At 70.8% G+C, this 9,215-nt stretch carries 10 protein-coding genes; 3 read left to right on the top strand and 7 right to left on the bottom strand.

Translation table 11 applies throughout. The features are described from left to right. On the top strand, positions 1-568 hold a 568-nt coding region (locus BHU15_RS35345; protein WP_141726954.1), incomplete at its 5' end, for a TOMM precursor leader peptide-binding protein. Positions 569-609: 41 nt separating this feature from the next. Beyond that, positions 610-1,986 (top strand): ABC1 kinase family protein, encoded by a 1,377-nt coding sequence (locus BHU15_RS35340; RefSeq protein WP_069630863.1) that lies wholly within the window; start codon positions 610-612, stop codon positions 1,984-1,986. Between the two features lie 123 nt (positions 1,987-2,109). Here the strand turns inward: BHU15_RS35340 and BHU15_RS35335 are convergent, their stop codons facing one another. From BHU15_RS35335 to BHU15_RS35325, 4 genes are all read right to left on the bottom strand, one after another. Then, positions 2,110-2,433 (bottom strand): putative WhiB-interacting protein, encoded by a 324-nt coding sequence (locus BHU15_RS35335; protein WP_069630862.1) that lies wholly within the window; start codon positions 2,431-2,433, stop codon positions 2,110-2,112. Beyond that, positions 2,430-2,798, bottom strand: coding sequence for a WhiB family transcriptional regulator (locus tag BHU15_RS35330; RefSeq protein ID WP_023538814.1), 369 nt, complete (start codon positions 2,796-2,798; stop codon positions 2,430-2,432). Before BHU15_RS35330 ends, BHU15_RS35335 begins: the two co-directional genes overlap by 4 nt. 174 nt (positions 2,799-2,972) lie before the next feature. Then, the gene (locus tag BHU15_RS38865) at positions 2,973-3,329 is read right to left on the bottom strand and encodes a hypothetical protein (RefSeq protein WP_023538815.1); all 357 of its coding nucleotides are present in this window, start codon (positions 3,327-3,329) and stop codon (positions 2,973-2,975) included. 154 nt (positions 3,330-3,483) lie between these two features. Then, positions 3,484-5,685: an ATP-dependent DNA helicase UvrD2 gene (locus tag BHU15_RS35325; RefSeq protein ID WP_069630861.1), complete on the bottom strand. Its 2,202-nt coding sequence runs from the start codon at positions 5,683-5,685 to the stop codon at positions 3,484-3,486. A 151-nt stretch (positions 5,686-5,836) separates the two neighbouring features. Between BHU15_RS35325 and BHU15_RS35320 the strand changes: the two genes are divergently transcribed. After that, on the top strand, positions 5,837-6,079 hold the full coding sequence (locus BHU15_RS35320) for a mycoredoxin (RefSeq protein WP_023538817.1): 243 nt from the start codon (positions 5,837-5,839) through the stop codon (positions 6,077-6,079). Positions 6,080-6,165: 86 nt separating this feature from the next. On the opposite strand, the gene nudC is transcribed toward BHU15_RS35320, so the two are convergent. The 3 genes from nudC to BHU15_RS35305 all read right to left on the bottom strand — a co-directional run. Beyond that, on the bottom strand, positions 6,166-7,116 hold the full coding sequence (gene nudC, locus BHU15_RS35315) for an NAD(+) diphosphatase (RefSeq protein ID WP_069630860.1): 951 nt from the start codon (positions 7,114-7,116) through the stop codon (positions 6,166-6,168). 37 nt (positions 7,117-7,153) lie between these two features. Further along, positions 7,154-8,560 carry a dipeptidase gene (locus BHU15_RS35310; RefSeq protein WP_069630859.1) on the bottom strand — a complete coding sequence of 469 codons (1,407 nt, stop codon included), beginning with the start codon at positions 8,558-8,560 and terminating at the stop codon, positions 7,154-7,156. Positions 8,561-8,569: 9 nt separating this feature from the next. Next, positions 8,570-9,215: PD-(D/E)XK nuclease family protein (locus BHU15_RS35305; RefSeq protein WP_141726953.1), on the bottom strand; the 646-nt coding region annotated here is incomplete at its 5' end.

The raw sequence follows: 9,215 nt of genomic DNA, 5'->3' as shown, positions 1-9,215 counted from the left end.
CGAACGGACCGAGCGGACCGAGCGCGCCGACGCGCGGGCCGCCCTGGCGAGCGGCGGCGGGGCGGGGCTGTCCCTGGTGATCGTCGCGCCGAGGGACGGCCTCGCGGCCTACGCCCCGGATCCGGCCTCCGCCGAGCGCTGGATCGCCACCGGGACTCCTCATCTCTACGCGGGAGTTGTGGAGGCCACGGGTGTGGTGGGCCCGCTGGTGCTGCCGGGTGGCACGGCGTGCGCGGGGTGTCTGACCGAGGAGCGGACGGGGCGGGATCCGGGGTGGCCGCTGATGCTGGCGCAGTGGCGGTCGGGTCGCAGGGCGTCGGTCACACCGGCCTGTGACCTTGGTCTCGCCACCACCGTGGCCGGTCTCGCCGCCGCGCACGCGCTGTCGTTCCTGGACGGGGAGCTGCCGGCGAGCACCGGTGCGCGCTGGGAGATCACCCTGCCCCTGCTCGACTGGCGTTCGGAGCGGATCGCGCCGCATCCCGTCTGCCCCTGCGGTGCCGCCGGAGAACTGGAGGGAGAGGGCATGGTCGTGACTGGCGGGCCGCACGACACAATGGTGGGGTAACCGCCGTACGCGGCTCGGCTGGCTGGGAATTGGAGGGGCGCATGTCTGATCTTCCCCGGAAGGCGGTCACCCGAACTGCCAAGTTGGCCGCGCTGCCACTGGGCTTCGCCGGTCGTGCCACGTGGGGTCTGGGCAAACGGATCGGGGGCAAGTCCGCGGAGATCGTGGGCCGGGAGCTCCAGCAGCGCACGGCGGACCAGCTCTTCAAGGTGCTGGGCGAGCTCAAGGGCGGTGCCATGAAGTTCGGGCAGGCGCTGTCCGTCTTCGAGTCGGCGCTGCCGGAGGAGGTGGCGGGGCCCTATCGGGCGGCGCTCACCAAGCTCCAGGAGGCGGCCCCTCCGATGCCGACCAGCACGGTGCACAAGGTGCTGGCGGAGCGGCTCGGTGAGGATTGGCGTGAGCTGTTCCTGGAGTTCGAGGAGAAGCCGTCGGCCGCCGCGTCGATCGGCCAGGTGCACCGGGCGGTGTGGCACGACGGGCGGGATGTGGCCGTCAAGGTGCAGTACCCGGGCGCCGGGGAGGCGCTGCTGTCGGACCTGGCCCAACTGAGCCGGTTCGCCCGGCTGCTGGGTCCGCTGATTCCGGGCATGGACGTCAAGCCCCTGATCACCGAGTTGCGCGACCGGGTGTCGGAGGAGCTGGACTACGAGTTGGAGGCGCGGGCCCAGCGGGAGCACGCGGCGGAGTTCGCGGACGATCCCGACGTGGTCGTGCCCGACGTGGTGCACCAGCGCGAGCAGGTGCTGGTCACGGAGTGGATGGACGGCACGCCGATGTCCGACGTGATCGCCGACGGCACCGAGGAGGAGCGCGACCGGGCGGGTCAGCTGCTGGCGCGCTTCCTCTTCTCCGGCCCGGCCCGTACGGGGCTGCTGCACGCGGATCCGCACCCGGGCAACTTCCGGCTGCTGCCACCCGCCGGGGACGAGGGTGAACTGCGGCTCGGTGTGCTGGACTTCGGCACGGTGGACCGGCTGCCGGGCGGGTTGCCGGAGACGATCGGTGAGTCGTTGCGCCTCACGCTGGAGGGCGACGCCGACGCGGTGTACGAACTGCTGCGTACGGAGGGGTTCGTCAAGGAGTCGATCGATCTCGATCCGGACGCGGTGCTGGAGTATCTGCTGCCGATCATCGAGCCGGCGGAGGCGGCGGAGTTCACCTTCACCCGGAGCTGGATGCGTACCCAGGGGGCGCGGATCGGGGATCCCCGTTCTCCGGCGCACCAGTTGGGGAAGCAGTTGAATCTGCCGCCCGCCTATCTGCTGATCCATCGCGTCACGCTGAGCACGATCGGCGTGCTGTGCCAGCTGAACGCCACGGTGCGGCTCCGCGAGGAGCTGGAGGAGTGGCTGCCGGGCTTCCTGCCCGAGGAGGAGTTCGTGTACGAGGAGGCGGCCGAGGCCGAGGCGGGCGCGTAGGAGGCGCCCGGCGTCTGCCGCTGCCGGGTCCGACAACGCACTTCGGGGGCCGGTCCATGTGGACCGGCCCCCGATTCAGCGGCTTCTACGGCTTGCGACGTTGTCGCGCCCGGCCGGTGGTGGTCAGTTCATGACCGCCATGGCCAGCGCGCGTCGGGCGCGCATCGACACGCGCTCGGCGCGGCGCTGCATCCGCCGAGCGGCGACCAGGCGCACGGCCTGGCGTTCCGCGTCGGCTTCACGCAGGCGCTCGGTCATATGCGCGCGTGCCATGGCTTCTGGAATGAGTTGCATCTCGCGGGTCCTGTTCTGACGCGAGTCGCTCGCGCCGGTGGTACTGACAGCTGAAATGGCGGAGCCGGAGGGCTCTCGCAGGGAAGAGGTCATCGGGGCCTGCTTCTTGGGATCGTGCGTGAAAGGGCGGTCGATGGTGCCGGTGGCGTTCATGCCGCGACCGGGTTCTTGCGCGGACGGCCACGGGGCCGCTTGCGGGCCACGACCACACCCTGGATGAAGAGCTCGCCGCCCCAGACACCCCACGGCTCACGCCGCTCCTTGGCGCCGGCGAGGCATGCCTCCATCAGCGGGCAGGTGCGGCAGAGGGACTTGGCGTACTCGACGTCGGCCGGGGACTCCGCGAAGAAGACCTCCGGGTCGTAGGCACGGCAGGGAACGGGTACGCCGAGGTTCTCGATGGCGTCGTCGAGCGCGGTGAGCGCGGTGAGCGGGGTCAAGGTGGAGTCCTCCGTGGTGCGGGCCTGGTCGATCGTTTCGGAAGGCGGTACGGACGGGGCGTGCGCTTCGAGTTGCACGGTGGTGTCTTCCTCGTCTGGTCGGTCCGACCTGTTGGCCGGGTGTCGGCTGGTACCGGGGTGGTGACTTCTCCCGAGGCCCCTTCGCTCCGTCCGTCCCGTTCGGGACAAACAGAAGGGCCGCGGATCCCGGGTGGGGTTCCGCGGCCCTGAAGGCGCCGGCCTGATCTTGAATCAGGCTGGATCTCTCCAGGGTTCAGGCCCACGGATGGCCCACATCGTGTGGTGCTGCTTCGTCTGCTTGGTCTGCTTCTTCGATTCGGCACCGGCTGCCGCAAACGCATAGGCCTGGGCCTCTGCTGCTGCTACTTCTGCTGCCAGTGCCTTGCTCGGTCGCTCATTGCCGCCGGTGACAGGGAGCGTCACGGGGTTGATCCGGCCGGCGCTGGCGCCGGACAGAGCGGTGGCGATGAACGAAGTTCCCTCAGTGGCGAGCAGGCCGGGACGCAGAACGTCGAGAGAGCAGGCGGAGACGACCGAGCGATCGGTCATTTTGGCGGTGCTGACGAACTTGCTGGTGATGCTGATCACTGGAATCGCCTCCTCTCGGCGTATCGAAATCCGGATACCACTTCGGACAAGTAGAGCACGGGGACGGGGCTTCGGAGAAGCCCGCCGTTCCCGTGGTTAAGAACCTATGGTGATTCGCGGGGCGGGCGCAAACTATTTTCTCGACGAGTTTGTATCAGCTCTCCTCGTCCTCCCCAACAAGCTCCTCACCTGCGCAGATGGCGAGGACATCGGCTCCGAACCGCTCCAGCTTGCGCCCGCCGACGCCGGAGATCCTGGAGAGCTCGCCGTCGTCGCCCGGGACGGACTCGGCGATCGCCATCAGCGTCTTGTCGGTGAACACGCAGTAGGCGGGCTGGCCCAGCTGCTTCGCCTGATCGGAGCGCCACTCGCGCAGCCGCTCGTACAGCCCCTCGTCCATGTCCGACGGGCAGCCCTCGCAGCGCATCAGCTTCATCTCGCCCGCGTCCGTCAGTGTCGTGCCGCAGACACGGCACAGCACCGGGCCGCGCCGCTTGCGCCGGCCGCCGCGCTCGGCCGCGCCGCCCGCCGCCGCTCCTCCGCCCCGGGTCCCCGGTGCGGAGGAGCCGGGCCGCAGTCCGCTCAGGAAGCGGGTGGGCCGCCGGGAGGCCCGGCCGCCGGGGGCCCTGGAGAGCGCCCACGAAAGGGAGATGTGCAGCCGGGCGCGGGTGACGCCGACGTAGAGGAGCCTGCGCTCCTCCTCGACCTGTTCGTCGGTCTTGGCGTACGTGATCGGCATCATGCCCTCGGTCAGACCGACCAGGAACACGGCGTCCCACTCCAGGCCCTTGGCCGCGTGGAGCGAGGCGAGGGTGACTCCCTGGACCGTCGGGGCGTGCTGGGCGGCGGCGCGCTCGTCCAGCTCGGCCACCAGATCGCCGAGGGTCGCCTCCGGCTTGGCCCGTACGAAGTCCTCGGCGAGCCGCACGAGGGCGGCCAGCGACTCCCAGCGGTCGCGCACGGCGCCCGAACCGGTGGGAGGTTCGGTGGTCCAGCCCTTGGTGGAGAGCACGGCCCGCACCTGTGACGGCAGATCGACGACGTCGTCCAGCAGGGAGTCGTTGCCGCCGAAGCGGGCCGCGCCGCGCAGCGCGGCGCCCGCCTCCCGTACCTCCTGGCGCTCGAAGAACCGCTCGGCGCCCCGGAGTTGGTAGGGCACCCCGGCGTCGGCGAGTGCCTGTTCGTAGACCTCCGACTGGGCGTTGATCCGGTACAGCACGGCGATCTCGCCGGCCGGGACGCCCGCCGCGATGAGGTCGCGGATACGGCGCGCGGTGCCTTCGGCCTCGGCCGGCTCGTCCGCGTACTCCGTGTAGACGGGCTCGGGGCCCGCGTCGCGCTGCGAGATCAGTTCCAGCCGGTGTTCGGCGGCGCGGCCCCTGGCCTGATTCAGCAGCCCGTTGGCCAGGTGCACGACCTGGGGGGTGGAGCGGTAGTCACGGACCAGCTTGACCATCGTCGCGCCCGGGTGGCGCGTGCGGAAGTTCAGCAGATGGTCCGGGGTGGCGCCGGTGAACGAGTAGATCGTCTGGCTGGCGTCGCCGACGACACAGAGATTCTCCCGGTCGCCCATCCACAGTTCGAGGAGGCGCTGCTGGAGCGGGCTCACGTCCTGGTACTCGTCCACCACGAAGTGCTGGTACTGGCCGCGGATCTGGTCGGCGATGTCGTGCCGGTCCTGGAGGATGCCGACCGTGAGGAGCAGGACGTCCTCGAAGTCGATCACCGACCTGTCTCGTTTCAGCTGTTCGTACATCGCGTAGATCTGGCCGATCTCCGCCGGGTCGCGCGGGGCGTCTCGGAGGGACTTGGCGACGGCGGCCGGATAGTCGGCGGGCACGGTCTGGGTGACCTTGGCCCACTCGATCTCGCCGGTGACATCCCTCAACTCGTTGCGGTCGAGCCGGATCCGGCAGCGGGCCGCCGACTCCGCGACGAGCTGGACCTTGCGCTCCAGCAGTCGGGGCAGCTCGCCGCCGACCACCTTGGGCCAGAAGTACTGGAGCTGGCGCAGCGCCGCCGAGTGGAACGTGCGCGCCTGGACTCCGCCGGCGCCGAGCTGGCGCAGCCGCCCGCGCATCTCCCCCGCCGCCCGGTTGGTGAAGGTGACGGCGAGGACGCTGGCGGGCTGGAGGATCCCGGCCCGCACGCCGTACGCGATCCGGTGGGTGATCGCGCGCGTCTTGCCCGTGCCGGCACCTGCCAGCACGCACACCGGACCGTGCAGCGCCGTGGCGACCTCGCGCTGCTCGGGGTCGAGCCCGGCGAGCACCGCGTCGGCGTCGCGCGGCGGGGCCACGAACTGGCTGCCGTCGGAATCCTGCGGGAAGAGTGAGGAGTGCGTTGCTGCTGTCACCCCGCCATGCTGCCAGGTCCCGTGGGGCTGGTGCCGCACTTGTCCACAGGGGAGTCACGTTGGTCGTACAAGTAGGGGAATGGTGACCAGGTCACGTACGTTCACCTCACAGCGAAGACATTTCGAGCCTGCCAGAGGAGCGCGAGAAGACATGCCGGGGACCGTGACGATGTACAGCACCACGTGGTGCGGCTACTGCCGTCGGCTCAAGGGCCAGATGGACCGCGAAGGCATCGCGTACACCGAGATCAACATCGAGCAGGACCCGGATTCGGCGGCGTTCGTCGAGAAGGCCAACGGCGGCAACCAGACGGTGCCGACCCTGCTCTTCGACGACGGTTCGACGCTGACGAACCCGTCCCTCGCGCAGGTCAAGCAGAAGGTCGGCGCCTGAGTACGTAGTTCCCTGAGCCCGTCACTCCACGGGCTCGGACACCGTGAGAGCCCCCGCCGGTCGGCGGGGGCTCTCACCCGTTCCGGTCAGTTCAGCGGCTTCGGCAGCGGCTTTCCGTACCAGAGCTCCGTCAGCCGCGCCGCGATCGAGATGCCCGACGGCGGCAGGACCTCGCCCGACTCGATCGCGACCCGCAGGTCGTCGCGGGAGAACCAGCGGGCCTCCTGAATCTCGTCGCCGTCCACGGTGATCTCGTAGGACGTGGCGCGCGCCATGAAGCCCAGCATCAGGCTGGAGGGGAACGGCCAGGGCTGGCTCGCGATGTACTCGACGTCGCCGACCGTGATGCCCGCCTCCTCGAACACCTCGCGGACCACGGACTGTTCGATCGACTCCCCCGGTTCCACGAAGCCCGCCAGCGTCGAGAACCGGCCCTCCGGCCAGTGCACCTGGCGGCCGAGGAGCGCGCGGTCCTGCTCGTCGGTGACGAGCATGATCACGGCGGGGTCGGTACGGGGGTAGTGCTCGGCGCCGCACGCGGGGCAGCGGCGGATGTGGCCCGCCGCCGCGATCACGGTGCGCTCACCGCAGCGTGAGCAGAAGCGGTGCAGCCGCTGCCAGTTCTCCAGCGCCACGGCGTGGACCATCAGGCCCGCGTCGCGCGGGGACAGCAGCAGCCCCGCCTCGCGCAGTCCCGCGGGGCGCGCCGACTGGTCCATGCGGCCCGGCAGCGAGTCCTTCTGGAGGGCGAAGTAGCTGACGCCGTCCTCGTCCGTACCGAGGAAGTAGCGGTGCGTCTCGGTCAGGGGCGCCTCGAAGGACGGGGTCGTCACGAGTTCGGTGCGGCCGTCCGGGGTGTCGTCTATCAACACCTGACCGGCGGAGACGACGAAGACCCGGGTCGTCGGGTGGCTCCAGGCCGCGGCCAGCCACGCCTCGTCGAGGCGGTGGTGTGCGGCCCGGTCGATGCCGCTGTGGGAGGCGAGGACGATCGGCCGGTCTGCGGCGGTGTCTCCGCCGCTGGTGGTGGTACTCACTGGTACTTCCAACTCCCCCGGATAAATGGGTGTCTGTTCAGCGGAGAGCGGCGGCGAGATCGCTCCAGAGGTAGGCGGTCGTCTCCACGCCCTTCATAAGAAGGTCGATCTCGACCTTCTCGTCGGGCGCGTGCCAGCCGTCGGACGGTACGGAGATGCCCAGGAACAGCACGGGCACGCCGAGCACGTCCTGGAGGTCGGCGGCGGGTCCCGAGCCGCCTTCGCGGGTGAAGCGGATCTTCTGGTCGAAGGCGCTGCCCATGGCCCGCGCGACCGACTGGAGCGCGGGGTGGTCCAGCGGGGTCAGACAGGGGCGGGTGCCCGCGGCGAACGTGGTCTTGTGGCGGATCCCGGCCGGGATCCTGGTGTCGATCCAGTCGGCGACGGCCCGCTCGATCCGGTCGAGTTCCTGGCCCGCGACGAGCCGGAACGAGAGCTTCAGCCGCGCGGACGACGGGATGATCGTCTTGCCGCCGGGGCCCTGGTAGCCGCCGCCCATGCCGTTGACCTCGGCGGTGGGACGGGCCCAGACGCGCTCCAGGGTGGAGTAGCCGGCCTCGCCGAGTGTGCCGTGCGACTTGGCCGTACGCAGCCACGCGTCCTCGTCGAAGGGCAGCTCGGCGATGAGCGCGCGCTCGGTGTCGGTGAGCGGGGTGATGCCGTCGTAGAAGCCGGGCACGGTGACCCGCTCGTGCTCGTCGTGCAGCGCCGCCACGAGGCGGGCGGCGACGGTGGCCGGGTTGGGTACGGCGCCGCCGAAGGAGCCTGAGTGGATGTCCTGGTCGGGGCCGTACAGCTCGATCTCGCACTCCGCGAGGCCGCGCATCCCGGTGCAGACGGTGGGGGTGTCCTCGGACCACATGCCGGTGTCGGAGACGATCACGGCGTCGGCGGCGAGGCGGGCCGCGCGCTGTTCGACGAGCGCGCGGAAGTGCGGCGAGCCGGATTCCTCCTCGCCCTCGACGAGCAGTTTCAGATGGACGGCGGGGGTGGTGCGGCCGGTGGCGGCAAGATGGGCGCGGACGCCGAGTGTGTGGAAGAACACCTGCCCCTTGTCGTCGGCGGCGCCGCGCGCGTACAGCCGGCCGTCCTGGACGACGGGTTCGAAGGGGTCGGTCCGCCAGCCGTCCTCGCGGGCGGCGGGCTGTACGTCGTGGTGGCCGTAGACCAGCACGACCGGGGCGTTTGGGTCGTCGGACGGCCATTCCGCGAAGACGGCGGGGGCGCCGGGGGTCTCCCAGATCTCCGCGACGGGGAAGCCGGTCTCGCGAAGGCTCGCCGCGAGCCAGTCGGCGCTGCGCCGTACGTCCGCGTCGTGTTCGGGCTGGGCCGAGACGGACGGGATGCGCAGCCACTCGGCGAGATCGTCGAGGAAGGCCGCACGGTGGGACCGGATGTAGTCACGGGTGTGCGTACGGACGGCGCTGTCCGGGGTCTCGCTCATACGTCGAGCCTATCCGGCTCCGGGGGTGGTCTCGTCTGCCGTTCGCCGTTCGAGACGCGGCTCTGGCGTGTGTTCGCCAGGGCCGGCGGCGGAGGGGCGGTCGTCGGCGTCGTGTGCGCCGTCGGCGTCGTCGGATCCGTACAGAAGGACGCGTTCCAGTCCGGTGCGGCCGGGCAGTCCCTCGGGGCGTACGGTCTCGCCGCTCCGTACGTAGAGGAAGGTGGCGGTGACCGCGTCCGGGGGGATGCCGTGCTGCTCGGCCCAGGCCAGCCGGTAGACGGCGAGCTGGAGCGGGTCGGCGGTACGGCCGCGGCCGGTCTTCCAGTCGACGATCTCGTACGTGACGGTGTCCGTCGCCGGGTCGACGTCGCGGTACACCGCGTCGATACGGCCCCGGATCACGCGGCCGGCGAGGGTGAGCTGGAACGGCGCCTCGACGCGGTACGGCGTGCGCCGGGCGTACGGGGTGCGGTCGAAGGCCTCCTTGAGGGCCGCCAGATCGCGTTCGTCGGCGATCTCCGGCTCGTCGTCGGCGCCGCCGGGCAGCTCGTCGGGGCCGAGCATCGGCAGCGGCAGCTCGTCGAACCGTGACTCCACCCAGGCGTGGAACCGGGTGCCGCGACGGGCGGCGCGGTGTGGCGGGCGGGGCATGGGG

This window comes from Streptomyces niveus (assembly GCF_001723055.1).
Lineage (GTDB): Bacteria > Actinomycetota > Actinomycetes > Streptomycetales > Streptomycetaceae > Streptomyces > Streptomyces niveus.
Note: the sequence above shows the minus strand (reverse complement) of the source record. Positions and strands in the feature narration are given on the sequence as shown.